The organism is Peribacillus butanolivorans (assembly GCF_001273755.1).
Taxonomy (GTDB): domain Bacteria; phylum Bacillota; class Bacilli; order Bacillales; family DSM-1321; genus Peribacillus; species Peribacillus butanolivorans.
The window spans coordinates 471,842-495,701 of sequence record NZ_LGYA01000005.1; the positions used below are offsets into that span (position 1 = coordinate 471,842).

Consider the following 23,860-nt stretch of genomic DNA (forward strand, 5'->3'; position numbering starts at 1 on the left):
CAGGACTCAATCTAATGAATGAAGCCATAAGGCTTCTAACCGTAGGAACTACGGGAGTAGCCTAATTAAAAATTGGCCGATAGGCTAATGTTCTTAGGAATCCCCCACTACAATCAGACCGTAAGGTCGATAAGTGGTGGGTAGTTCAAGTTTAAAGATGAAAACTAAGGGTATAGAATTAATAGAGTAATAAAGTGATTCACAAATTTGAAAGGATGGTTCACTATCAATACTTTAGATTTAAATGTAACAAGCGAAATGGAAAAAGCGATGCAGTTATCACATGGGATTGGCTATAATGAGTACAGCAGAAATTTAGACCTCCGTATCGAGGTTGAGAAAGAACGAGATAAGGAACATGAAAAGTGCAACAAAATGGTCATTGACCTACAACGTAAAATTCACGGTTAAGCATATAAAAGAGTCTTTAAAAGATCGGTCTGTAGAGGTAAAATGATAAGTGGTCTAGAAAATAAGGGTTTCCTTATTAGATTAACTTACATAACACCTAGCAGACCTTTTTTTCTTTAACAAAGGTAATACGTACCTTCCAATTAAGGTTTTTTAGACATATATTAATAAGAACGAAGGTTTGTTGAATAATAAGTTTTAAATAAGAAAAGCTAAAATAAGGCTCTATTTGCTGTAAATAGCCTATAACAGTGGGATTTGTAACAATAGGACAGGTTTTCATCATGAAAGAAGTGGAAACCCCTATCTATATTAGTTGATTCCAAATTGGATTTGTTATAAAATTGGAATGAGAATAAAGTGAGAATGCTTTTATGAAAAATAAATAGTAAAGAAAGTAGTTTTTACTTTCTGGTAATAAAATAGGAATTAGTTCACGGAGGTATTATTATGTCAGCTTCTACATTAACGGTTAAAGATCTTCACGTATCAATTGAGGGTAAAGAGATTTTAAAAGGGGTTAACCTTGAAGTAAAAGGCGGAGAAATCCATGCAATCATGGGACCAAATGGAACTGGTAAATCCACTTTATCTTCAGCAATTATGGGTCACCCTAAATATGAAGTAACAAGCGGCAGCATCACATTCGATGGTGAAGACGTATTGGAAATGGAAGTTGACGAGCGCGCACGTGTTGGTCTTTTCCTTGCTATGCAATATCCAAGCGAAATCAGTGGTGTTACAAATGCTGACTTCTTACGTTCTTCTATCAATGCACGTCGTGAAGAAGGCGATGAAATTTCATTGATGAAATTCATCCGTAAAATGGACGAAAAAATGGCTTTCCTTGAAATGGATGAAGATATGGCGCAACGTTATTTAAATGAAGGATTCTCCGGTGGAGAGAAAAAACGTAACGAGATTCTTCAATTAATGATGATTCAGCCAAAAATCGCTATTTTAGATGAAATTGACTCTGGGCTAGATATCGATGCTCTTAAAGTCGTTTCAAAAGGAATCAACGAAATGCGCGGAGAAGACTTTGGATGTTTAATCATCACTCACTACCAACGTCTATTAAATTACATCACTCCTGATTACGTACATGTAATGATGCAAGGCCGTGTTGTAAAATCAGGCGGGCCTGAACTAGCTGCACGTTTAGAAGCAGAAGGTTATGATTGGATCAAACAAGAATTAGGCATTGAAGACGAAACTGTTGGCGAAGAAGCGTAAGTAGGAGGATTTGCAATGACTACAGAAACGAAATTACCGTTTGAACAAGAGGACATAAGCTCTTATTCAACTAAAAATAATGAGCCAGCTTGGCTATCTGAGCTTCGAATTCAAGCGTTTTCTGAATTAGAAAAGCTCCCAATGCCAAAGCCGGATAAAACAAAAATCGATAAATGGAATTTTACTTCTTTCAAGACTCATACAGTTGAAAGTGAAACTTTTACCTCTTTAGATGAGCTTCCGGAAGAAATTAAATCCATCATTGAAGGAAATGAAAACTTATACATTCAACGCAATAATACGCCGGCACATATTAATTTGTCAGCAAAAATAAAAGAACAAGGCGTTATTTTCACTGATATTTTTACAGCGGCTCGTGACCATGCTGAGCTCGTACAAAAATATTTCATGAAGGACGGAGTTAAAATAGATGAGCACCGTTTAACAGCATTACATGCTGCATTAGTTAACGGTGGTGCATTCCTTTATGTTCCAAAAAATGTAGAGATCAAAGATCCAATTCAAGCAGTATTTTTGTTGGATAACCCTGAAACTACACTTTTCAACCATGTTTTAATCGTGGCAGAAGATAATAGCTCTGTAACATATGTAGAGAACTACTTCTCAAGCGTTGAGTCTAACGAAGGTATTGCTAACATCGTAACTGAAGTATTTGCAAATGCGAATGCTAAAGTGGAATATGGAGCAGTTGATACCCTTTCGAAAGGTTTTACGACATATGTTAACCGCCGTGGAGTAGCAGCACGTGACGCTCGTATTGAGTGGGCACTTGGCCTAATGAACGATGGAAATACGATTTCAGATAACACAACATATCTAATGGGCGATGGCTCTCACGGTGATACTAAAACCGTTGTAGTCGGCCGCGGGGAACAAAAACAAAACTTTACGACAGCCATTATTCATTATGGCAAACGCTCTGAGGGCTATATCCTTAAGCACGGTGTTATGAAAGACGGAGCATCCTCCATTTTTAATGGAATTGGGAAAATTGAGTATGGTGCTACAAAGGCCAATGCTGAACAAGAATCACGCGTACTGATGTTAAGTGAAAAAGCACGCGGAGACGCCAATCCAATCCTTTTAATTGATGAAGATGATGTAACGGCTGGGCATGCCGCTTCTGTCGGACGTGTTGACCCGCTTCAACTTTATTATTTAATGAGTCGTGGTATTACTAAAAAAGAAGCAGAAAGACTTGTCATTCACGGATTCTTGGCCCCTGTTGTTAACCAGCTTCCAATTGAAGGAGTTAAAAAACAATTAGTAGCGGTCATTGAAAGGAAAGTACAGTAATGAACCCATACGAAATTCGTAAGCTTTTTCCGATATTAGATCAAGAAGTCAATGGTCAGCCATTAGTTTATTTAGATAGTGCTGCAACCTCTCAAAAACCGGCTGCAGTGATTGAAGCGATTGAGCAATATTACCGCGGATACAACTCGAATGTTCACCGCGGGGTGCATACACTTGGAACAAAAGCTACGGATGCGTATGAAGGTGCACGTGAAAAGGTGCGTAAATTCATTAATGCTTCTTCTACAGAAGAAATCATTTTTACAAGAGGAACAACAACTTCTTTAAATACTGTAGCAAGAAGTTACGGTGGAGCAAATGTAAAAGAGGGCGACGAAATTGTTATCTCTTACATGGAGCATCACAGTAATATTATTCCGTGGCAGCAGTTGGCTAAAGAAAAAGGTGCTGTACTGAAATATATTCCGCTTCAAAAGGATGGAACGATTTCCCTTGATGATGTGAGGGCTACAATTACAGATGCAACGAAAATCGTTTCCATTATGCAGGTTTCCAATGTGCTTGGTGTTATCAACCCTGTGAAGGAAATCGCAAAAATTGCTCACGAACACCATGCTGTCATGGTTGTGGATGGGGCACAAAGCACGCCGCATTTAAAAGTGGATGTTCGTGATTTGGATTGTGATTTCTTTGCCTTCTCAGGTCATAAAATGGTCGGTCCAACAGGTATCGGCGTATTATATGGTAAAAAAGAACTTCTTGAAAAAATGGAGCCGATTGAATTTGGCGGAGAGATGATTGATTTTGTAGGTTTGTATGAGTCTACATGGAAAGAACTCCCGTGGAAATTCGAAGGCGGTACCCCAATCATTGCCGGCGCAGTTGGCCTTGGGGCTGCAATTGATTTCTTAGAAGAAATCGGCTTGGATAATATTGAACGGCATGAACATAAACTTGCAGCTTATGCAATGGAGAAAATGTCTGCAGTTGAAGGGCTGACTATTTACGGTCCTAAAGATGCAGAAAAGCGTGCGGGTGTAATAACCTTTAATATTAATGACGTTCATCCACATGACGTCGCTACCGTTCTTGATGCAGATGGAATTGCTGTCCGTGCCGGTCATCACTGCGCACAGCCATTAATGAAATGGCTTGACGTATCATCGACAGCAAGAGCAAGTTTCTATCTCTACAACACGGAAGAAGATATTGATAAGCTTGTGTCCGGGCTTGTTAAAACGAAGGAGTATTTCAGTAATGTCTTTTGATAACTTAGATACACTTTACCGTCAAGTCATTATGGATCATTATAAGAAGCCACGTAATAAGGGTATGCTAGAAGATGGTAGCATGACAATCGATATGAATAATCCAACTTGCGGCGATCGGATTCGTTTAACGATGAAGATTGAAGATGGCAAAGTCAGCGATGTTAAATTCGATGGTGATGGTTGTTCAATATCCATGAGTTCAGCTTCTATGATGACTCAAGCCATTAAGGGCAAAGACGTTGATACCGCTCTAGCAATGTCCCAGACTTTTTCCTTAATGATACAAGGAAAAGAATATGATGATGAGATTGACCTTGGGGATATTGAAGCCCTTCAAGGCGTTTCGAAATTCCCAGCCCGTATCAAGTGTGCAACTCTAGCTTGGAAAGCCATGGAAAAGGGATTAAAGGAATAAATTAATTAAAATGAGCTGTTGTAGATTCAGCCATTTGAAATGGAGGAATACGAGCTATGGCTAAGAAAATGCCTGAAATTGGTGATTATAAATATGGCTTTGCGGATAAAGATGTTTCCATCTTCCGTTCAAAGCGTGGTCTGACAAAAGAAATCGTGGAAGAAATTTCTCGAATGAAGGATGAACCGCAATGGATGCTTGATTTCCGTTTGAAATCATTGGAGCATTTTTACAATATGCCAATGCCTCAATGGGGCGGCGACATGCAAAGCTTGAACTTTGATGAAATCACATACTATGTTAAACCATCAGAGAAATCAGAGAAATCTTGGGATGAAGTACCTGACGAAATCAAACAAACTTTTGATAAATTAGGAATTCCTGAGGCAGAACAAAAATATTTAGCAGGTGTTTCTGCTCAATATGAATCCGAAGTAGTTTACCACAGCATGAAAGTAGAATTAGAAGATTTGGGTATCGTGTTTAAAGATACGGACTCTGCACTTCGTGAAAATGAAGATATCTTCCGTGAGCATTTCGGTAAAACAATCCCGCCTACTGATAATAAGTTTTCGGCATTGAATTCAGCTGTATGGTCAGGCGGATCTTTCATCTATGTACCAAAAGGTGTTAAAGTAGATACTCCGCTTCAAGCATATTTCCGAATCAACTCTGAAAACATGGGTCAATTCGAACGTACGCTAATCATTGTGGATGAAGGAGCATCTGTTCACTATGTAGAAGGTTGTACAGCACCTGTTTATACAACTAACTCTCTTCATAGTGCAGTTGTTGAAATCATCATTAAAAAAGATGCTTACTGCCGTTACACAACGATTCAAAACTGGGCAAACAACGTGTTTAACCTGGTTACGAAACGTGCGGTTTGTGATGCAAATGCAACAATGGAGTGGATTGATGGAAACATTGGTTCTAAATTGACAATGAAATATCCTGCTGTCATCTTAAAAGGTGAAGGTGCTCGTGGTATGACATTATCTATTGCTATTGCTGGAAAAGGCCAACACCAAGATGCTGGAGCAAAAATGATTCATCTTGCGCCAAATACATCTTCAACTATTGTATCAAAATCAATTTCTAAACAAGGCGGAAAAGTAACATACCGTGGTATCGTTCACTTTGGACGTAAAGCGGATGGAGCTCGTTCTAACATTGAGTGTGATACATTAATCATGGATAATCAGTCTACATCTGATACAATCCCTTACAATGAAATCCTGAATGACAACATTTCTCTTGAACATGAAGCGAAGGTATCCAAAGTATCAGAAGAGCAATTGTTCTACCTGATGAGCCGCGGAATCTCCGAGCAAGAAGCAACAGAAATGATCGTTATGGGCTTCATCGAACCATTTACAAAAGAACTTCCAATGGAATATGCGGTTGAAATGAACCGTCTGATCAAGTTCGAAATGGAAGGCTCAATCGGATAATAACCGACTAATTTGCCTGTAGTGCATTTTAGAATAACCGATTCATATAAAAAGCCTGCCAGGTAGATCCGGCAGGCTTTTTCTTTTGGGAAATAATTCGGGAAATGGGGTCTGACCCCTAAAAGGAGTGGTGCAGATGATTTATGTTGGGGTGACTGGTTGGGGTGATCATGATAGTTTGTATCGTGACGGGGTGTCCCAACGTGATAAGCTGAAAGAGTATGTGGCTCATTTTCCTGTAGTGGAGGTGGACGCTTCGTTTTATGCGGTCCAGCCTAAGAGGAACAGCGAAAAGTGGGTATCCGAGACACCGGTTCCTTTTCAATTTGTTGTAAAAGCCTATCAAGGGATGACAGGGCATCAGCGTGGAGAAATTCCTTTTGAAAATAAAAAAGAAATGTTTAAAGCTTTCCGTGACTCTCTTGAAGCCTATCAAAAAGCCGGCAAGCTAGCAATGGTGCTGTTTCAATTTCCACCATGGTTTGATTGTAAGCGGGAGAATGTAAACTATTTACGGTGGTGCAAAGCAGAGATGGGGGATACTCCAGTAGCTATTGAGTTCCGGAATCGAAGCTGGTACAGACCCAACATGTATCAGCAAACCCTGGACTTTATCCAAAAGGAAGGTTGGATTCATACTGTATGTGATGAGCCGCAGGCAGGAGAAGGGTCCATTCCTATTGTGCTCGAGTCTATACATCCAGATAAAACCTTAGTTCGCCTTCATGGCCGCAATATCCATGGTTGGCAAAAGCCTTCTTCAGGGGATAATTGGCGGGAAGTTCGTTATTTATACCGATACAATCATCAGGAATTGACCGAATGGGTGGAGAAAATCAGGAAATTAGAAAAACAGAGTAAGGATATATATGTCCTTTTCAATAATAACTCAGGCGGAGATGCCGCAGATAATGCCAAGCAGATGATTGAGATGCTTGGTATAGAATATGAAGGGCTAGCCCCTAAGCAGCTTGGTTTGTTTTAAGCGTCATTATATAATTAATAAATTAGCTGATGTGACAAACTAGTAAGGGATCGCGAGGCCCACAAACAGATAAAGGCGGATTTCTTCATGGTATGGTTAGTATTAGTGGGTATCGGGTTATTAGCAGGCTCAATCGGCGCTCTCATTGGCCTGGGTGGCGGCATAATCATAGTACCTTCCCTTTTGTTTCTAGGTACATCGACAGATATTATCGATGAACTAACACCTCAAGTCGCCGTCGGTGTTTCAACTGTTATTATGATTTTTACCGGGTTATCTTCTACTTTATCCTATATGAAGCATAAAGTAGTCGATTATAAGGCTGGCTTAATTTTCTTTATAGGCAGTGCTCCTGGAGGAATAATTGGAGCCTATGTTAATAAAAACCTTGATGTGGAAGCCTTTTCGTTGTACTTTGGAATCTTCATGGTATTAATGGCTTTGGTTTTATTAGTAAAAGGCCGCCTGAAGCCTATGGTATTCAAACCTGGAACAGGGAAGGTCGTAAAAACGTATAAAAATAAAAATGGACAAGTATCTTCTTATGGATATTACCCTCTGGTAGCGATATTAATTGCTTTAGTCGTTGGATTCAGTTCCGGTTTATTTGGGATTGGCGGAGGTTCCTTAATGGTTCCAGTAATGATACTGATGTTCTTCTTCCCGCCGCATATGGCTGTAGCGACGTCGATGTTCATGGTGTTTCTGTCTTCCATTACTAATTCGATTGCACATATTTCGCTTGGTAATGTAAATTGGCCATATGCTTTTGCCCTTATTCCCGGAGCCTGGTTTGGCGCAAAATTGGGTGCATTTATTAATACACGCTTAAAAAGTACATCGCTCGAAAAAATGTTGAAAATTGTGCTGATAATCATTGGTCTACGTCTTATATACCAAGGTATTACAGGATAACGAGGAGGAAAAAATGTCAGAAATCATTCATATATATCACACCAATGATCTTCATAGTCATTTTGAAAACTGGCCTCGTATTGATAAGTTTCTTAAAGAAAGAAGACAACTTCATCAAGAAACGGGAGAAGAAGCGATCATACTAGATATAGGAGATCATGTTGATCGCTGGCACCCATATACAGAAGGTACTTTAGGGAAAGGGAATATTGAACTGCTGAATGAAGCGGGTTATCAATATGTAACAATCGGCAATAATGAAGGAATCACTTTGCCGCATGAAGCGTTAGACTCCTTATATGAGAATGCAAAGTTCCAAGTGCTGGCAGCCAATATCTATAACCAGAATAATGAAAGACCGGAATGGGCGCTGCCTTATTGGATACATACGACGGCAAAAGGTACAAAGATTGCCATGATAGGATTGACTGCTTATTTTCAAAAGTTTTATTCAGCTATGGGTTGGGAACTAACCGAACCATTTGCGGAATTAAAGACACAGCTACATAAGATTAAAGGTGAAGCAGATGCAATCATCATACTTTCCCACCTAGGCATTCATGATGACGAAAGAATGGCAGAGGACTTTCCCGAGATTGATGTCATTCTTGGTGCACATACCCATCACATACTTCATCAAGGCAAATTAGTCAATAATACGCTTCTTTGTGGTGCTGGGAAATATGGCTTTTTTATTGGACAGGTAGAAATGTCCGTCAATGAAGAAATGAAAGTCTGTAAAAAGAGGGCTATGCTCTATGATACAAACGATCTTCCAGAATTAGAGAATGAACGATCTTGGATTGAAGAGATGTACCAGGCCGGAGGAGAGACTCTTCAACAAGTCGCAGTAAACTTACCCGAGTCTTTGGAAAATGAATGGTTTAAAGTTAGTCCGCTTACTGAAATCCTTGGGGAGGCTTTAAGGGAGTGGAGTGAGGCAGATTGTACCTTTTTGAATGCAGGCCTGCTACTTGATGGTTTGTTAAAGGGACCTGTCACAAAAGGGGATATTCATCGAATCTGTCCACACCCGATTAATCCATGCATCGTTGAGGTTAACGGTAATGAATTAAAGGAAATCTTAATGCAATCGAGAAATGAGGAGTGGCCTCATATTCAGGTAAAGGGGTTCGGTTTCCGTGGGAAAATCATGGGAGTCATGCATTATGATCAAATAGAATTTAAAGAAGTTACAAAAGGAATAGTAAAAGAGATTCTTATAAATGGGGAAAAGCTTCAGCCTCATAAGTCCTATAAACTTGCGATACCGGATATGTTCACGTTTGGGCACTTCTTTCCAAGTATCCAGCGCTCTAATCGAAAAGATTACTTATTGCCGGAATTTTTACGGGATATCCTATTATGGAAGTTGAAAAAAGTATATCCGAATGAATAGGCTATAAACACGGTTTCTCCCTTTTTTTCATAAAGTATGGGGAAGAAAGGGGCGAAACCAATTGATTAACATGATGCCAATAATACTTGAAAATCATACATTCCTAGCTATTTCTGTCCAACTGCCCAAAACCAATTTGCTTGCTGTCGCGTCCGAAAAAGGGTATATAATGTGCGGTGCTCTAGATATCGGACTACTAAATGATAAATTGAAAAATCGTAAGATCCTTGCAGGAAGGGCAACTGGTGTTAAGTCGATTGAAGAGCTTTTAGATGCACCACTTGAATCGGTTACATGGGAGGCCGCGGAAAAGGGCATTCATCCAGGGATGATTGGAAAAAAGGCATTAATGAAAATGATTTAATCAGGAGGGCTTTCCTTTATCTAGAGGGAGCCTTGTTTTTAATTCAACTAGATAAATCAATATTTTTTTACAAATATGTACAATAACGGATTGATTTTTCTAGATATTGTCCGATAATCCTTATAAAGGAATATGAACGTGGATTTACAAATCTTGAATGGGGAAACGGAGTATAATTATGAGGCTATCTATTACAGAGTCTCTCACCCCAGGAGCCAAGCTCGGAAAAAGCATCTATAATGAGCGGGGTAATATCCTATTGGCTGAGGGCCTAACATTAACGCAGAACATGATTAATCGACTGGTTTTCCTTAATATTCCCTTTGTCTACATTCAAGACTCAAGGACGGATGACATTATTCCTGCGCCTACAATCGCTGGGGGATTAAGGCGAGACGCTATTCAAACGATAGAAAGCACTTTTCTGGACTTGAAAAAAAATATGAAGCTGGATGGTTCGTTTACGATAGAGAAGGCCAACGTTAAGTTCACTCAAATAGTAAGAAACATCATGGAAGAGTTGAACAGGAATAAAGAGTTACTGACTTTATTGGCTGATGTTTATACATATGATGATTATATTTTTACTCATTCCTTTAATGTGACCTTATATACACTGGCAATTGGGATGGAATTGAACATAAATAAAAAGAATCTAGAAGCTCTTGGGCTTGGAGCGATCTTGCATGATGTCGGGAAAATACTTGTCCCTGTGGATACTTTACGAAAAACCGGTAAGTTAACAGAAGATGAGTTTGAGCAAATCAAGAAGCACGCCGATTATGGGTTCCAACTTATAAAAAATGTACACACTGTATCACTCCTAGTTGCGAATTGTGCTTATCAGCATCACGAAAGATTAGATGGATCTGGTTATCCCCGTGGTATCAAAGGGGATGAAATCCATTATTTCGGTAAGATTATTGCCGTGGCTGATGTGTTTGATGCCGTTACGTCTAACCGGGTTTACCGCAAGGCTATGATGCCGCATGAGGGCTTGGAAATTCTTTATGCCGGAGCAGGAAGGAAGTTTGATAATACGATCATTGAGGCTTTCCGCCGGGCGGTTGCTATATACCCAAATGGACTATTTATTGAATTGAATGATGGGAGAAAAGGGGTCGTGACTGCTCAAAATGAGGGAATAGGAGACCGTCCCATGATACGAATCCTTGAGGAAAATGGTGAACAGATAGTAGAGCCCTATGAAGTGAATTTGAAGAAAAACCTGCACTTGCTGATTAGGAAATGCCTAAACATACAAGAAACAGCCTAACCTGTTACTGGTTAAGCTGTTTTTTTATTCCTTGCTATCCTTCATAATGGCCGGAGGGACTGAGCCGCTTCCGTTGCTGTAATAACTAGGTACGTCACCATTAATCAGTATATCTCCAACCTTTACTTCCTGACTCACCTTAGTTTCCTCAGATAGTGAGGGGATGACAATTTGAATATTGACATTAAAATCAACGGTTAATTCATAATAAATGTTATTGATACCAGCGTTGGTCAGTTTGGTCTTTAAATCTGATTCAACGTTTCCAATGACAGACATTTTCACAGGAATCTCAGGTCCGTAATTTGAAAGAAGGTTATTTCCGGTAACTACACCAAGAGGTATATAGTACACAACGCTTTTATATTGTTCATCATTGAGTTTCGCTTTGCCGGTTTCAGTAAAAGGGTTTCCTTTTTTGATTCCTAGTTTATTTTGAATATCTTTAGTAATGTTGGATCTCAATTCACTATAAATCGTTGGATTGAAGCTGTAAGAAGAAGGGGCCCCCTCACCGCCTTTGCTGGTAGTGATCATTTCTTTCATATCAACCTTTGATATATTCTCATCAACAGCTTCATGAATCGTTTCTGTAGCAATACGCGTGATTTCTTTTTCAGCCACGCTCATGATAACGGGTTCGATTGCTTTATCAACATACCAGAGTGTAGAGATGCTCGATATGATAAAAAGGATAAAAGAATAGAGAAATACTTTTCGGGTAGGAAGAGGTCCCTTTTTTCGGAATTTTTTTGGGCGAAATCTTTTTCGGAACACGCTTTAGCCCCCTTTACTAATACTTATGCATAAAGTTCAGGGGTTTATGTTCGTTTCAAAAAAAAGCAGCGGGAAATTTCCCGCTGCTCACTTTTGCTTTTTCGCTAAATCTTTCCTTTCCCACATCTTTAAATAAGGGTAGGGGTCGAAGCTCCACTCTGTTATTCCGTTGTCTTTGTACATTCCGTAATGAAGATGTGGGGGGAATTTACCGGATGTACCTGGAGGACCATAACCCGTACTGCCGACACCACCGATTATTTGGCCAGGCTCAACGATTTGGCCGACTTTTAATCCATCAGAAAAACCACTTAAATGGGCAAAGTAATGATACGTATTATTTAAATCACGAATACCAATTCGCCACCCTCCGAATTTATTCCAGCCTTTCATTTCAACAATTCCATAACTAGTTGACCGTACAGGAAGGCTATAGTCTGCAAAAATATCAGTTCCCTCATGGATTCTCCTGCCGCCCCACCCACGAGCACTTCCCCATGTATTTAAATACGTATAATGAGTCCTTACTGGAACAGGGAAAGCTTTCTCCTGCAAATCCAGCCGGTCATATTTTTTATAAATCATGGAGTTGCCGATAATTATGCTAACTGTTTTATCTCGTTTATAATAATTCCAGAGGCCGATCCGGATATTATCTTCGTCAGTTCCGTAATTAAGAAGATACTTTGCAAAGGCATATAAACGATCGGTATCATTGGTAATATCAGCTTTCCCGTCACCATTCCCATCTTGACCTAATCCATCAAAAAATGTGATTGTAAGCGGATTTACATCATTTAAGTTGGGATTAAGAGCCCCTCTCCACTTAGAAGGTTCAATATTAATCCCTATTAAGCCCTTTGCCGGCTCTAGGTCCCTGCGGGCAAGTCTCAGGCTATGCTCATATTGATCAGCTGCTGCTAGATAATACCAAGGAATTTGGAGAGTTGTTTCCATGTTTTTATAAAGCTCCATTCTCCCTGGATAAGGATCAGGGGTGTCAGCAGCATTTGCAACTAGGCTTTGAGTATTCAAAAAACACAAACAAGCTAGGGTAAAAAGGAATACTTTTTTCAACGGGGCAGGCTCCTTTCATATTGCTATCCGTATTTATAAAGACATCAGTTTGTCTATCTTTTATAAGTTTTACTGATTTAGCTTTAAACATGAAAAATAAATGATGGGAAACTCACTATAACTTGTCTAAATGTATTATTATTGTTAAAGTAGGGTGTGTTAATTTCTATAGAATGGAGTGACATTTTCATGTCTGCTACAAATAAAGAAATTCTTCGTAAACCAGATTGGTTAAAAATAAAGCTTAATACCAATGAGAATTACATTGGTTTAAAAAATATGATGCGGGAGAAAAATCTGCATACTGTTTGTGAAGAAGCAAAATGTCCGAATATTCATGAATGCTGGGCAGTTAGACGAACTGCCACATTTATGATTTTAGGTGAGATCTGTACAAGAGCGTGCCGCTTTTGTGCTGTTACAACTGGACGTCCAAACGAATTAGATTGGGCTGAACCTGAACGCGTTGCAGATTCCGTTGTATTGATGAATTTAAAACATGTTGTAATTACGGCTGTTGCCCGTGATGATTTAAAGGATGGTGGCGCTGAAGTTTTCGCTGAAACGGTTCGTGCTATCCGACGCAAAAATCCATTTACATCGATTGAGGTATTACCATCAGATATGGGCGGAGTGTATGATAATATCAAGATATTGATGGATGCTAAACCTGACATTCTAAACCATAATATAGAGACAGTCAGAAGCCTTTCCGACCGAGTGCGGGCGCAAGCTAAATATGAACGTTCTTTGGAGCTTTTAAGAAGAGCCAAGGAGATGTATCCTGAGATCCCAACGAAGTCGAGTTTAATGGTCGGCTTAGGTGAAACGAGGGAGGAAATCCTTGAAACAATGGATGACCTAAGGGCGAATAATGTGGATATCATGACGATCGGCCAGTATCTACAACCGACTAAAAAACATTTAAAGGTGTTGAAATACTACACACCAGAAGAGTTCAATGAATTGAAAGAGAGGGCACTGGAAAAAGGCTTCAGTCATTGTGAATCCGGTCCGCTTGTCCGTTCTTCTTATCATGCAGATGAACAGGTTAATGCCGCAGCAAAACATAAGCAAATTAAAGGTGAAGAATTATTGAAATAGAAAGAAATAAGGACCGAAAATATTCGGTCCTTTCATTTTATTCATTTCTTAATCAGTAAATAAGATAATTAAAAATTGTCCGTTTTTTGTTGGATGTTATCATGATGATCACTTTTATCGTTAACCATTTCACCGTTCTCGTTTTCCACATCACTCATTTTGTGTCCTTGAGGTGACTTTAGCATGCGTTTAATGGTCTCTTCGATAGTATAGTCGACACCTTTGCTGTCGGACTGCAGTGTTGCGAAGTTTTCGACATTTTGGGCAAGTGTTGGATCATCACTGACATAAACATGATAGTAGCGGGGGACGATAGACATTGCCGTACGCTTCACTTGATCCGCGGTGTCGGTTCGATTCTTGGTATTTGTATCATATACGACAAGAACTTCCTCATCAGTTACGAGGGTAGCGGCATCATTGACATTTGGAAGCTGAACGCTTAGTGTTGAAATAATATCAGCCAATTGTTCACGGTCAACGGTAGCTGTTTTATTAGAAATGTTACGGCCCTTAATGGTCGTTTTATTGGTGCGGGTAAAACCAAAATCATCACTTTTGTTGTCATGATTACGATAATCCTCGTCATAATATTGAGTTGGATTATTTACATTTGTAGGATTATCGGCATTATTGTTGGGACCCATACCTTGATCTTTATCTTTATTAGTAGCACAGCCGGTTAGTGCAATAATTGAAATTAAACCTACTGCTATTATTGTTTTTTTCATTAAAAAACACCCCCTGTAACCTTAGGATGAACATATTTCTCTAATTTTCGCTTAGTAATTGATGGGGAATCAGTTATAATTTAAAGAAGGAATGTATTTTTGAGAGGTGAAATGAATGATTAACATCAATAACCTGACCTATGAAATAATCGAAGACGAAAGAGAAGGTTATAACGAAGAAGCGTTTAAAGCCAGATACAGTGAGATTTTAACGAAGTATGATTTTATCGTAGGGGATTGGGGTTACGGTCAATTGAGACTGCGCGGATTTTTTGATGATTCTAATCAGAAAGCAACCTTCGATACAAAAATAAGTACGCTCAGCGAATATTTATATGAGTACTGCAATTTTGGCTGTCCATATTTTGTTGTGAAAAAAATAAAGAAATAAAAAAGGCCAGAATGCATTCTGGCCTTTAACTTTAAGAGCTTCCATATCCTTCATAAGGAGGCTGTTCAGGCTTTTCCGGATCATCATGTGTAGGATGAGCACCAGGATATTTACGCGGTAAGTCTTCGTGCAATGATTTATTTTCAAAATTAAAGGCACTTTGAGATCGTTGTCCTTCCTGCCATGGTGTACTTTTATTCTCGACAGGGGCATCTTGTGCTATTGTGGATCCAAAAGGTCCTTCGGGAAATTCTTCAGGAAGTAAAAAATCCCGCTGCTTTTCAACATTGGAGAAATCGTGGTATGTTTCCTCTTCTTTTTCCAAGGTAAACCCTCCTCATGTAATCGTACATTCAGTAGGTTTTCCCGTTAAAGAAAAAAACTTTAGCATTTAGACGATTTCCATTAAAAAGTGACTTAGTTCCTCTGCTTCTGCTTCTGTTAACTGAAAGGCATGTTCAAGATAGCCTTCCTCTTCTAAATCATCCGGTCCAATAATTGCGAAACGGTTACTCTGCATGTTTAATACAAGCTTCTTGCCATAAAAGCGGTCGGTAGTCGTAATGGCCAAATCAAATCTTGATTCCTCACCCATAAAACTAATAAACCGGGTTTTGGAGTCAACCACGTCATTGTATAAATAAAAACGTTCTTCCACATTATCATTCCCTTCATATCTGCATTTTGGTAGTTCCATCATAACAAAGTGACTGCAATAGGGGAACAGACATTTTTGGAGTCCTATGGAGGTACTACTTTTTTAGAGAGAGTATTTAGTATGAAATTTCTGATGAAATGACCAAATTACATGATTGCCAAAGAGAATGGGTCAGTAGTTGTAGCCCAAGGAATTGAGAGTATTGGAGAAGCTATGGTATTATCAAGGTATAAGGTTGATTTGGTACTGGGCTATTACTAGGCTAGACCTTCAACTGTAGATAAAATTCATGTGTCATCTTAGATCAGAAAGGATCTGGAAAGAATGTACTTTGTAGACCGACAAAAAATTGAACAGATTTTAGGATTTCTTGAAAAACAGCTTGGGCTTTTTGAAGGGCAAGATAATTGGGATGGAGACCTTTCAGAGCTTATCGTCGAAAGGCTCATACAAACTTCCATCGATTCTGTGTTGGATGTAGGGAATGCAGTAATTGATGGTTTTATTATGCGTGATCCAGGCAGTTACGAAGATATTATTGATATCCTTCATGATGAAAAAGTCATTTCCGAAGTTATCGCCATACAATTTAAAAAGGTGCTGCCGCTAAGAAAAATGCTAGTTCAGGATTTCATTGAAGTAAACCATCAAGAACTACTTTCCGTATTCGAGGAAAACATAGATGCATTTAAACAATTCCCTGATTTGGTAAGAAACTATTTAACAAACGAATTGGGCCCTGTTTCAGCTTTTAAAAATTAGTTTGGTTGGGTAAGGGGGGATTCAAATGAAATCGTACAAAGGATATTTAATTGATTTAGATGGCACGATGTACCGTGGAACCGAACAAATTGCAGAAGCAGCAGGTTTTATTAATGAACTAAGAAAAAGAGATATCCCTTATTTATTCGTAACCAATAACTCTTCCCGGACTCCGGCACAGGTAGCGGATAAATTAAGAAGCCTTGGTATTTCAACTGAAGATGACCAGGTATTCACGACAAGTATGGCTACAGCGAATTACATTGCTGAACAAAAAGAAGATGCATCTGTTTATGTAGTTGGTGAAGAAGGCATTATCGAGGCTCTTAAGGAAAAGGGAATGAATCTTGTTGATGAATCTCCTGACTTTCTTGTGATGGGCATCGACCGTGGCGTTAATTATGAAAAACTGTCAAAAGCCTGCCTTGCAGTGAGAAATGGCGCCGTTTTCATTTCAACTAATGGTGATATTGCCATCCCTACTGAACGGGGTCTTTTACCGGGAAATGGCGCGTTGACGTCCGTTGTCTCTGTTTCTACTCAGGTACAGCCGATATTCATTGGAAAACCTGAATCCGTCATAGTAGAGCAGGCGCTAAGAGTATTGGGTGTACCAAAAGAAGAAACAATCATGGTCGGCGACAATTATGATACGGATATTTTGGCTGGCCTTAATGCAGGTATCGATACATTACTTGTACATACAGGTGTAACAACAAAAGAACACTTAGAGCAATATGAGAAGCAGCCTACATATGTGGTGGACACGCTCGACCTATGGCACTTCGAATAAAAAAATCCAGGCCTGCGAAAGCAGCCCTGGATTTTTTTTATGGAACTGGAATTTAGATGTATCATAAAATTTCAGCATATATTCAAAATTAAGGGGAAATTTGTGAAGATGGAAAAATTCATCTCCGATTTTTTAAAGGTGGTGTCCACTATTCAACATTTTTAGTTCGATGGGCAAGCCGGCTTGATGCGGCAGCAGCAATAGCACCGACGATATCGTCTAAAAAGGTATGGACCTTACCTGTGCTTTTATCGTTTAAATATTTCAAGATACCGGGTTTTTGCTTGTCGATAAATCCATAATTCGTAAAACCGATAGATCCATACACATTTACAATCGACAAGGCTAATATCTCATCGACTCCATATAGTCCTTCATCTATTTCAATGATGCTTTGTAGAGGCTCTTCAAGCAACTTTTTCTCAGCTAAAATATCCAACTGTATGCCGGTTAAGATAGCATTTTGGACCTCGCGTTTAGAGAGTACCCGTTCGACATTGTGAAGGCAATCAGACATTTGAAGATTTTCATGGTAGCTTTTTTGCAGATACATGACAAGCTCTGCAATATCCTCTAGTTTCACTCCCCGTTCACTTAGCCATCTTCGAGCCGTTTGTTCAGATATTGATTGTTCAATATTAGCCATGGTCTTCACCCATTTCTCTATATTTTAAGGGATAGTTCTAACGCTAGTAGTACTGTAGTAAAAATGAAAATCCTGAAACATGCTTTTATTTCGTAATAAGGTTTCGATAATCATTCAGAAAACGGGTTATTCCACATATATATAAGTATATAATGTCCAAATATTTCTATTTTTATCCATTTGATGAAAGGGGCAATTTTATGATAGAAGAAATCATTTTTAATAATTACGGTATACAAGTAGAGCGAGAGGAAGCCAATAGCCGGTTTCCTAGCTTTCGTTCTGGAAATATGTTTTACAGCATTGTTCCAATAGAAAATGTGGAACAGGAGGAATTAGTGGAACGTCATAAAATGTCTCAGCATCTGATTTCACAGGGAGATCGTCATGTTTCAGCCTTTGTCCTTGCAAATCATGGCAGTTATGTTTCGGAAGCGGATGAGCAATTATTTATTCTCCTTGCTAATGAGGCATTGGAAGGTCCGAAAAATTTCAACCCGGGCCGGCGTTTAGCCAGATTTCATCAGCGTGGGAGAGATATTAATGAAACGATTCGAACATGTTCAAGAATTGGTAAATGGAAAGAGCTCTGGGAACAAAGGATTGATCAATTAGAAATGATCTGGAAGGATAAGCTGAACGCCCATCCGGATAACCAGTTTGAAAAATTATTTGTAGAAACCTTTCCCTATTATATGGTATTAGGTGAAAATGCGATTCAATATTTAGTCGACACGGAAATTGATGATACCCCACAACTTGTCGACAGTGGAACGGTATGCTATGAACGATTTTTACATGATACCTGGAAAATCAATAATTGGATGAAAAATCCGTTTGATTGGGTATTCGACCATGGAACAAGGGATGTGGCAGAATGGGTGAGGGAACACTATTTTCAAAACAAACATACTTATCAGCGAGGCATTGCGCATTTTTTTCATGAATATCAGAATGTAGAGCAGTTCTCGAGTTTCTCTGCTCGGTTGTTATATTCGAGAATGCTGTTTCCGATTCATTATTTTGAAACAGTCGAAGAGTATTTTTCCAAAACAACGGAATCAAGATCCAATGAACTGGAAGATAAGATATCTTCAATTACGAAATCATCCCAACAATATGAGTCTTTCCTCAAACATTTTTATGAATTGGCGGAAGTCCCGGTCAAGCAATATAATTTGCCTCAAATTGACTGGATTTAGATAAAAACTGGAAAGAAATATGATTCATCCTTGCTTACTATGTTATGATAAAAACAAGATTTTTTAGAATAGTTTGATATTTATTTACTTTACTTCAAGATGAGGAAGGATGAATCCATGAAAAGAATTATGATGGCTACCCTTTTATTTCTACTAGTCTTCCAAGCATCGATACCTGCCAAGGCTGAAACGAAAACAAGTTGTGAAGCAGCGCAATTCAAGATTGTCATTAAGAGCACAACTGATTTGAAAGAAAAGGCGTCGGCTGGCAGTAAAACCTTAAAAACATATAAGAAAAATAAAGAGTTATCAGTCAGTGGGAGAACTGGAAACTGGTATAAGGTTTGCTATTCAAAAAAGACCGCATATATCAGTATGACAGATGCCAAAGAGGTATTCAGTTCCAGTGAAAAAGCCATTCTGAAGAAATTTGATACGAGAAAGAATGTTAACCAAGTTGTAGCTGTCACAGGAAAATCTATGAGTGATACGAAGGTGACAATTCAAACATATGAGAAGAAAAAAGGCGAATGGCGACGCGCGTTAAAGAAGATGGGGGGCGTCATTGGGAAGAACGGCTTTACTAAGAGTAAAAAAGAGGGCGACGGAAAATCACCTATTGGAATATATTCATTTGGTACGGCTTTTGGAAGTGAAACGAAGCCGGCAAATTTGAAAATGAAATATAAGAAAACAACCAAAAATGATTACTGGATTGATGATCAGACCTCGAAGGATTATAACAAGTGGAAGACTTACACGGGAAATCCTGCTGATAAATGGAAGTCTTTTGAAAGGATGAACCATGAACTCTATAAATATGGAGCGGTCATCAATTATAATATGAATCCCATCAAAAAAGGAAAAGGCAGTGCAATCTTTCTTCATATATGGAGAGGAGAAACTAAGCCGACAGCGGGATGTACGGCTACTGCTGAAAAGAATGTATTAAGTTTGTTGAAATGGATGGATCCCGAGCAAAACCCACATATAATTATGGGGACGAATGAATCCTTGAAATCCGTTAAGTAATATCCATCAATATGGTTCTCCCATAAAAAATTTAGGGGTATTCGATCTTACTCTTTCAAGGGATAGAAGAAAAAAATCTTGAAGACTGTATTTTCTAACTATTGATAATTAAATAAAAAAAACATATAATGTCTACTATACAAATACAAATGTTTTCTTCAGGTAAACAGTTTTTAAGGGGGAACCAAATATGAAAACCATCTCGATCGGGTTATTGGGGTTAGGTACAGTCGGATCAGGAGTCGTACAAATTATCGAAAGTCATCAGGACAAGCTCATGCATCAAGTAGGTTGTTCAATATCAATTAATAAGATACTTGTCAAGGATACGACGAAGGAGCGCCTTGTTGATATTGATAAAAGTATGTTAACTTCCAATCCAGAGGATATTCTTTCGAATCCTGAGATTGATGTAGTTATTGAAGTTATGGGCGGAATTGAAGAAACACGCAACTATTTAATAGAAGCGTTGAACAATAAAAAGCATATCGTAACGGCTAATAAAGATCTGATGGCCTTATATGGTCCGGAACTGCTGGAATTGGCCACTGAGAATCAATGTGATTTGTTCTATGAAGCAAGTGTTGCAGGGGGAATACCGATTTTGCGAGGTCTTGTTGATGGATTATCTTCTGACCGAATCACAAAAATGATGGGAATTGTCAATGGAACGACGAACTTCATTTTAACGAAAATGAGCAAAGAAGGCAGACCCTATGAAGACGTATTAAAGGAAGCACAAGAGCTAGGATTTGCAGAATCTGATCCAACAGCTGATGTAGGGGGATTGGATGCGGCACGAAAAATGGCGATTCTATCGACTCTTGGTTTCTCAATGAATATTGGCTTACATGATGTTGAGGTACAGGGGATTACTGAGATTTCTGAAGAGGATTTGAGATACAGTAAAAAGCTGGGCTATACAATGAAATTGATTGGAGTGGCTTCTAGAGCTGGAGATAGGGTTGAAGTAAGCGTCCAACCAGCCTTGCTTCCAGAAGCACATCCATTAGCATCGGTAAATAATGAATATAATGCGGTATATGTTTATGGGGAAGCTGTAGGAGAAACGATGTTTTACGGACCAGGGGCTGGTAGCCTGCCGACCGCGACTGCTGTTGTTTCAGATATGGTAACGGTCATCAAGAATATGAGACTAGGTGTTAATGGGCGAAGTGCTGTTTCACCGCAGTACCCGAAACAATTAAAAGATGCTACTGAGATTTTTGCTAAGTTCTTTATCCGGTTGCATGTACAGGATGAAGTGGGCGTTTTAGCTAGAATCACGAATTTATTTGCAGAGCATGGGGTTGGATTCGACAAAATCCTTCAACTGCCGCTGGATGAAAAAGAATCTTCCGAAATCGTACTGGTTACACATACAGCCTCTTTGGCAGCATTTGAACAAATAAAGCAGAAATTACATGATTACAATATGGTAAGAGAAGTCAAAAGCACATACCGAGTTGAAGGAGAGAACATCAAATGAGCTGGCAAGGACTAATTAGTGAATATAAAGAATTTTTACCTGTAAATGAAAATACACCTGCACTTTCCCTATTAGAAGGAAACACACCTTTAATTAAACTAAACCGTTTATCTGAAGAGTGGGGAATCGACCTGCATGTAAAATATGAAGGAGCGAATCCGACGGGTTCGTTTAAAGACCGCGGAATGGTCATGGCTGTTGCCAAAGCAATCGAGGCGGGCAGTGACACAATCATCTGTGCGTCTACTGGGAATACATCAGCAGCTGCAGCAGCTTATGCAGCGCGTGCTAACCTACGCTGTATCGTCGTTATTCCAGAGGGGAAAATTGCAATGGGTAAGCTTGCTCAAGCTGTTATGTACGGAGCTGAGGTTATCTCGATTGAAGGAAATTTTGACCAAGCATTAAATATCGTTCGTTCACTTAGTGAGAGTTCACCAATTACTCTTGTGAACTCGGTAAACCCATTTAGGATTGAAGGCCAGAAGACGGCCGCGTTCGAAATCTGTGACGCCCTAGGCACGGCACCTGATATTTTGGCGCTTCCAGTTGGAAATGCAGGGAATATTACTGCTTACTGGAAAGGGTTTAAAGAATATAATGAGATGAAACAAACGGGACTCCCTGAAATGAGAGGGTTCGAGGCGGAAGGCGCCGCTGCGATTGTTCGGGACACTATCATTGAAAATCCTGAAACAATTGCAACAGCTATCCGTATTGGTAACCCTGCAAGCTGGAAATTCGCTGTGGAAGCAGCAAGCGAATCTAACGGTAAAATTGATGAGGTGACCGACGAAGAAATACTGGAAGCTTATCATTTCCTTGCGAAAAAAGAAGGAGTATTTGCTGAACCAGCATCATGTGCATCTATTGCAGGTATTTATAAACAATTAAAAAGCGGTGAAATTAAAAAGGGAAGCAAGATTGTAGCGGTGCTAACAGGGAATGGCTTGAAAGATCCGAATGTGGCAGTTGATACAAGTACAATTCAACCAACGTTACTGCCAATGGATGAAGAGATTATTTTAGAACATCTGCAAGGTGTGAAACAGGCATGAGTGCAGATTCTGAGATGTTCTTGATCCGTGTACCAGCGAGTACGGCCAATTTAGGACCAGGGTTCGATTCAATCGGCCTGGCCCTAGGACTTTACTTAGAAGTACACGGATCTTTATCAGACCATTGGGAAGTTATCCCGCTGTCTGAGGAAATGTCTGTTTTCCCTGGGGATGATAGTAATTATATTGTTCAAATTGCCAAGAAAACGGCAGCTTCTTATGGAAAAGAACTTTCCCCATGTCGCCTTTATGTTTCAAGTGAAATCCCACTTGCCAGGGGCCTCGGAAGCAGTGCATCTGCCATTGTAGCAGGTATTGAATTAGCAAACCTGGTAGGTGAACTCCATTTATCTGATGAGGAAAAGAATAGACATGCCTCTCTCTTTGAAGGGCACCCTGATAATGCAGGGGCCTCAGTTTACGGTGGATTGGTTGTAGGATTGCATACAGAGGAAAGAACAGATGTCCTTTCGTTTCCAATTGAGGGCGTTAAGGTAATTGCAGTCATTCCTGATTTTGAATTGCTTACAGAGGATTCAAGAAATGTTCTTCCAAATTCGCTTCCCTATAAAGAAGCGATAAACGGAAGTGCGGCAGCCAATGTTTTGCTTGCTGGAATCTTGTCGAATGATTGGAATCTTGTCGGTAAAATGATGCAAAATGATCGTTTTCATCAACCATATAGGGCTGGGCTAGTGCCTCATTTAGCACAAATAGAAGAGGTTGTTCTTAATGAAGGTGCGTATGGTACTGCACTAAGTGGTGCAGGTCCCACTGTTCTGTGCTTGGTCTCTGCCGAAAAAGCAGGCAGTGTGATTTCAAGTTTGACAGAAATCTTTCCGGACTTTCAAGTGAAAGAGTTGCAAATTGATAACGATGGCAGCCATACAGCGATCTTATCAGAGGAAGAAAAGAAGGAATTGAACTTTATTAAATCGTGAGCCATACCTGCTTCATATACTTACTCTTTAATTATAAAAAAAGCTGACCCCTTCAAAAGCCGTATCAATTCAATTGATAGGACCGAAAGAGGAGTCAGCTTTATTTCTATAACAGGCAAAAAAGGTTCTTGGCTGTGTGTATCTAAAATGGTTGAACGTATATTAGCTGAAGTGATACTCTAGCTAATATACGTT

Annotated in this window: 26 protein-coding genes; 20 read left to right on the top strand and 6 right to left on the bottom strand. The window is 39.3% G+C overall.

Annotated features, from left to right (window positions below):
• The first annotated feature begins 207 nt into the window (after positions 1-207).
• From AKG34_RS28415 to AKG34_RS24275, 11 genes are all read left to right on the top strand, one after another.
• The gene (locus AKG34_RS28415) at positions 208-411 is read left to right on the top strand and encodes a YuzK family famiily protein (protein ID WP_053348684.1); all 204 of its coding nucleotides are present in this window, start codon (positions 208-210) and stop codon (positions 409-411) included.
• 450 nt (positions 412-861) lie between these two features.
• A complete protein-coding gene (sufC, locus tag AKG34_RS24230) occupies positions 862-1,647 on the top strand; it encodes a Fe-S cluster assembly ATPase SufC (RefSeq protein ID WP_053348686.1) in 786 nt (261 codons plus the stop codon).
• A gap of 15 nt (positions 1,648-1,662) precedes the next feature.
• Complete coding sequence (gene sufD / locus AKG34_RS24235; RefSeq protein WP_053348687.1) at positions 1,663-2,964, top strand: Fe-S cluster assembly protein SufD; 1,302 nt, start codon at positions 1,663-1,665, stop codon at positions 2,962-2,964.
• On the top strand, positions 2,964-4,193 hold the full coding sequence (locus AKG34_RS24240) for a cysteine desulfurase (RefSeq protein ID WP_053348688.1): 1,230 nt from the start codon (positions 2,964-2,966) through the stop codon (positions 4,191-4,193). The genes sufD and AKG34_RS24240 overlap by 1 nt, the downstream gene beginning before the upstream one ends.
• Positions 4,183-4,611 carry a Fe-S cluster assembly sulfur transfer protein SufU gene (sufU, locus tag AKG34_RS24245; RefSeq protein WP_053348689.1) on the top strand — a complete coding sequence of 143 codons (429 nt, stop codon included), beginning with the start codon at positions 4,183-4,185 and terminating at the stop codon, positions 4,609-4,611. The genes AKG34_RS24240 and sufU overlap by 11 nt, the downstream gene beginning before the upstream one ends.
• Positions 4,612-4,667: 56 nt before the next feature.
• Positions 4,668-6,065, top strand: a complete 1,398-nt coding sequence (gene sufB / locus AKG34_RS24250) for a Fe-S cluster assembly protein SufB (protein WP_053348690.1) — start codon at positions 4,668-4,670, stop codon at positions 6,063-6,065.
• A 136-nt stretch (positions 6,066-6,201) separates the two neighbouring features.
• Positions 6,202-7,050 carry a DUF72 domain-containing protein gene (locus AKG34_RS24255; protein ID WP_053348691.1) on the top strand — a complete coding sequence of 283 codons (849 nt, stop codon included), beginning with the start codon at positions 6,202-6,204 and terminating at the stop codon, positions 7,048-7,050.
• Between the two features lie 87 nt (positions 7,051-7,137).
• Complete coding sequence (locus AKG34_RS24260) at positions 7,138-7,965, top strand: sulfite exporter TauE/SafE family protein (protein WP_053348692.1); 828 nt, start codon at positions 7,138-7,140, stop codon at positions 7,963-7,965.
• Between the two features lie 13 nt (positions 7,966-7,978).
• Positions 7,979-9,364, top strand: coding sequence for a bifunctional metallophosphatase/5'-nucleotidase (locus tag AKG34_RS24265; RefSeq protein ID WP_053348693.1), 1,386 nt, complete (start codon positions 7,979-7,981; stop codon positions 9,362-9,364).
• 70 nt (positions 9,365-9,434) lie between these two features.
• The gene (locus AKG34_RS24270) at positions 9,435-9,728 is read left to right on the top strand and encodes a YunC family protein (RefSeq protein ID WP_207196218.1); all 294 of its coding nucleotides are present in this window, start codon (positions 9,435-9,437) and stop codon (positions 9,726-9,728) included.
• A 178-nt stretch (positions 9,729-9,906) separates the two neighbouring features.
• Positions 9,907-11,004, top strand: a complete 1,098-nt coding sequence (locus tag AKG34_RS24275) for an HD-GYP domain-containing protein (protein WP_053348695.1) — start codon at positions 9,907-9,909, stop codon at positions 11,002-11,004.
• Positions 11,005-11,028: 24 nt separating this feature from the next.
• On the opposite strand, the gene yunB is transcribed toward AKG34_RS24275, so the two are convergent.
• Both yunB and AKG34_RS24285 read right to left on the bottom strand, forming a co-directional pair.
• Entirely contained in the window at positions 11,029-11,781 is a 753-nt protein-coding gene (yunB, locus tag AKG34_RS24280; protein ID WP_053348696.1) for a sporulation protein YunB, read from the bottom strand.
• 87 nt (positions 11,782-11,868) lie between these two features.
• Positions 11,869-12,858 (bottom strand): M23 family metallopeptidase, encoded by a 990-nt coding sequence (locus AKG34_RS24285; protein WP_053348697.1) that lies wholly within the window; start codon positions 12,856-12,858, stop codon positions 11,869-11,871.
• A gap of 189 nt (positions 12,859-13,047) precedes the next feature.
• Between AKG34_RS24285 and lipA the strand changes: the two genes are divergently transcribed.
• Positions 13,048-13,962: a lipoyl synthase gene (gene lipA / locus AKG34_RS24290; protein ID WP_053348698.1), complete on the top strand. Its 915-nt coding sequence runs from the start codon at positions 13,048-13,050 to the stop codon at positions 13,960-13,962.
• A 68-nt stretch (positions 13,963-14,030) separates the two neighbouring features.
• Here lipA and AKG34_RS24295 read toward each other — a convergent pair whose 3' ends face one another.
• The gene (locus tag AKG34_RS24295) at positions 14,031-14,693 is read right to left on the bottom strand and encodes a YhcN/YlaJ family sporulation lipoprotein (RefSeq protein WP_053348699.1); all 663 of its coding nucleotides are present in this window, start codon (positions 14,691-14,693) and stop codon (positions 14,031-14,033) included.
• A gap of 115 nt (positions 14,694-14,808) precedes the next feature.
• Here AKG34_RS24295 and AKG34_RS24300 point away from each other — a divergent pair, with 115 nt between their 5' ends.
• Entirely contained in the window at positions 14,809-15,084 is a 276-nt protein-coding gene (locus AKG34_RS24300) for a YutD family protein (protein ID WP_053348700.1), read from the top strand.
• A gap of 31 nt (positions 15,085-15,115) precedes the next feature.
• Here the strand turns inward: AKG34_RS24300 and AKG34_RS24305 are convergent, their stop codons facing one another.
• Together AKG34_RS24305 and AKG34_RS24310 are read right to left on the bottom strand one after the other, a co-directional pair.
• Positions 15,116-15,409, bottom strand: coding sequence for a hypothetical protein (locus AKG34_RS24305; protein ID WP_053348701.1), 294 nt, complete (start codon positions 15,407-15,409; stop codon positions 15,116-15,118).
• A 66-nt stretch (positions 15,410-15,475) separates the two neighbouring features.
• Positions 15,476-15,742, bottom strand: a complete 267-nt coding sequence (locus AKG34_RS24310; RefSeq protein WP_053348702.1) for a DUF3055 domain-containing protein — start codon at positions 15,740-15,742, stop codon at positions 15,476-15,478.
• 324 nt (positions 15,743-16,066) lie between these two features.
• On the opposite strand from AKG34_RS24310, the gene AKG34_RS24315 reads away from it, so the two are divergent.
• Both AKG34_RS24315 and AKG34_RS24320 read left to right on the top strand, forming a co-directional pair.
• Positions 16,067-16,504: a DUF86 domain-containing protein gene (locus tag AKG34_RS24315; RefSeq protein ID WP_053348703.1), complete on the top strand. Its 438-nt coding sequence runs from the start codon at positions 16,067-16,069 to the stop codon at positions 16,502-16,504.
• 25 nt (positions 16,505-16,529) lie between these two features.
• The gene (locus AKG34_RS24320) at positions 16,530-17,297 is read left to right on the top strand and encodes a 5' nucleotidase NucF (RefSeq protein WP_053348704.1); all 768 of its coding nucleotides are present in this window, start codon (positions 16,530-16,532) and stop codon (positions 17,295-17,297) included.
• A gap of 148 nt (positions 17,298-17,445) precedes the next feature.
• On the opposite strand, the gene AKG34_RS24325 is transcribed toward AKG34_RS24320, so the two are convergent.
• Entirely contained in the window at positions 17,446-17,943 is a 498-nt protein-coding gene (locus tag AKG34_RS24325) for a phosphatidylglycerophosphatase A family protein (RefSeq protein ID WP_053348705.1), read from the bottom strand.
• 200 nt (positions 17,944-18,143) lie between these two features.
• On the opposite strand from AKG34_RS24325, the gene yutH reads away from it, so the two are divergent.
• The 5 genes from yutH (at position 18,144) to thrB (ending at position 23,665) form a co-directional block, all read left to right on the top strand.
• Entirely contained in the window at positions 18,144-19,145 is a 1,002-nt protein-coding gene (gene yutH / locus AKG34_RS24330) for a spore coat putative kinase YutH (protein WP_053348706.1), read from the top strand.
• A 117-nt stretch (positions 19,146-19,262) separates the two neighbouring features.
• A complete protein-coding gene (locus AKG34_RS29110; protein WP_236695041.1) occupies positions 19,263-20,177 on the top strand; it encodes a L,D-transpeptidase family protein in 915 nt (304 codons plus the stop codon).
• 190 nt (positions 20,178-20,367) lie between these two features.
• Positions 20,368-21,666 (top strand): homoserine dehydrogenase, encoded by a 1,299-nt coding sequence (locus AKG34_RS24340; RefSeq protein ID WP_053348707.1) that lies wholly within the window; start codon positions 20,368-20,370, stop codon positions 21,664-21,666.
• Positions 21,663-22,724: a threonine synthase gene (gene thrC / locus AKG34_RS24345; RefSeq protein ID WP_053348708.1), complete on the top strand. Its 1,062-nt coding sequence runs from the start codon at positions 21,663-21,665 to the stop codon at positions 22,722-22,724. The genes AKG34_RS24340 and thrC overlap by 4 nt, the downstream gene beginning before the upstream one ends.
• A complete protein-coding gene (gene thrB, locus AKG34_RS24350; RefSeq protein WP_053348709.1) occupies positions 22,721-23,665 on the top strand; it encodes a homoserine kinase in 945 nt (314 codons plus the stop codon). Before thrC ends, thrB begins: the two co-directional genes overlap by 4 nt.
• The last annotated feature ends 195 nt before the right edge of the window (positions 23,666-23,860 follow it).

What these genes read in the sequence shown, in the direction of transcription:
- AKG34_RS24240 (WP_053348688.1), top strand. Translation starts at nt 2,964, where the DNA reads ATGAACCCATACGAAATTCGTAAGCTTTTTCCGATATTAGATCAAGAA.
- sufB (WP_053348690.1), top strand. Translation starts at nt 4,668, where the DNA reads ATGGCTAAGAAAATGCCTGAAATTGGTGATTATAAATATGGCTTTGCG.
- sufC (WP_053348686.1), top strand. Translation starts at nt 862, where the DNA reads ATGTCAGCTTCTACATTAACGGTTAAAGATCTTCACGTATCAATTGAG.
- AKG34_RS24320 (WP_053348704.1), top strand. Translation starts at nt 16,530, where the DNA reads ATGAAATCGTACAAAGGATATTTAATTGATTTAGATGGCACGATGTAC.
- AKG34_RS24270 (WP_207196218.1), top strand. Translation starts at nt 9,435, where the DNA reads ATGATGCCAATAATACTTGAAAATCATACATTCCTAGCTATTTCTGTC.
- AKG34_RS24315 (WP_053348703.1), top strand. Translation starts at nt 16,067, where the DNA reads ATGTACTTTGTAGACCGACAAAAAATTGAACAGATTTTAGGATTTCTT.
- lipA (WP_053348698.1), top strand. Translation starts at nt 13,048, where the DNA reads ATGTCTGCTACAAATAAAGAAATTCTTCGTAAACCAGATTGGTTAAAA.
- thrB (WP_053348709.1), top strand. Translation starts at nt 22,721, where the DNA reads ATGAGTGCAGATTCTGAGATGTTCTTGATCCGTGTACCAGCGAGTACG.
- thrC (WP_053348708.1), top strand. Translation starts at nt 21,663, where the DNA reads ATGAGCTGGCAAGGACTAATTAGTGAATATAAAGAATTTTTACCTGTA.
- AKG34_RS29110 (WP_236695041.1), top strand. Translation starts at nt 19,263, where the DNA reads ATGAAAAGAATTATGATGGCTACCCTTTTATTTCTACTAGTCTTCCAA.
- AKG34_RS24275 (WP_053348695.1), top strand. Translation starts at nt 9,907, where the DNA reads ATGAGGCTATCTATTACAGAGTCTCTCACCCCAGGAGCCAAGCTCGGA.
- sufD (WP_053348687.1), top strand. Translation starts at nt 1,663, where the DNA reads ATGACTACAGAAACGAAATTACCGTTTGAACAAGAGGACATAAGCTCT.
- AKG34_RS24300 (WP_053348700.1), top strand. Translation starts at nt 14,809, where the DNA reads ATGATTAACATCAATAACCTGACCTATGAAATAATCGAAGACGAAAGA.
- yutH (WP_053348706.1), top strand. Translation starts at nt 18,144, where the DNA reads ATGATAGAAGAAATCATTTTTAATAATTACGGTATACAAGTAGAGCGA.
- AKG34_RS24265 (WP_053348693.1), top strand. Translation starts at nt 7,979, where the DNA reads ATGTCAGAAATCATTCATATATATCACACCAATGATCTTCATAGTCAT.
- AKG34_RS24295 (WP_053348699.1), bottom strand. Translation starts at nt 14,693, where the DNA reads ATGAAAAAAACAATAATAGCAGTAGGTTTAATTTCAATTATTGCACTA.
- AKG34_RS24255 (WP_053348691.1), top strand. Translation starts at nt 6,202, where the DNA reads ATGATTTATGTTGGGGTGACTGGTTGGGGTGATCATGATAGTTTGTAT.
- AKG34_RS24260 (WP_053348692.1), top strand. Translation starts at nt 7,138, where the DNA reads ATGGTATGGTTAGTATTAGTGGGTATCGGGTTATTAGCAGGCTCAATC.
- AKG34_RS24325 (WP_053348705.1), bottom strand. Translation starts at nt 17,943, where the DNA reads ATGGCTAATATTGAACAATCAATATCTGAACAAACGGCTCGAAGATGG.
- AKG34_RS24340 (WP_053348707.1), top strand. Translation starts at nt 20,368, where the DNA reads ATGAAAACCATCTCGATCGGGTTATTGGGGTTAGGTACAGTCGGATCA.
- sufU (WP_053348689.1), top strand. Translation starts at nt 4,183, where the DNA reads ATGTCTTTTGATAACTTAGATACACTTTACCGTCAAGTCATTATGGAT.